The following is a 248-nucleotide window of genomic DNA, read 5'->3' as shown; positions in this document are numbered from 1 at the left end:
CCGCCGACGGGGCGACGCTGAACGTCGACGCCATCGGCGTCGTGAAGCTCGCCTCGGATCCCTCGCACGTCGACGCATCCGGCATCGAGGCGGCGCTCGCACGCGCCGAGGACGTGGACCTCGACGACTACGCCGACGAGAAGCGCGAGCTCCTCGAGAGCGTGACGGCCGACGCGCGGGCCGCGCTGCAGGATCCGGTGGCGTACGGACTCGATGCCGAGGGCGCCTCGGCCCTCGCGGATCGCATC

The 248-nt window shown here is 73.0% G+C and carries 1 protein-coding gene; it reads left to right on the top strand.

Going from position 1 to position 248, the window contains the following annotated elements; all coding sequences use genetic code 11:
* The coding region (locus tag SB717_RS38365; RefSeq protein WP_410908446.1) for a hypothetical protein at positions 1-248 on the top strand (248 nt) is incomplete at both ends.

The organism is Priestia sp. SIMBA_032, assembly GCF_046535215.1.
GTDB classification, from domain to species: domain Bacteria; phylum Bacillota; class Bacilli; order Bacillales; family Bacillaceae_H; genus Priestia; species Priestia aryabhattai.
This window is presented reverse-complemented; position numbering and strand designations above follow the sequence as displayed.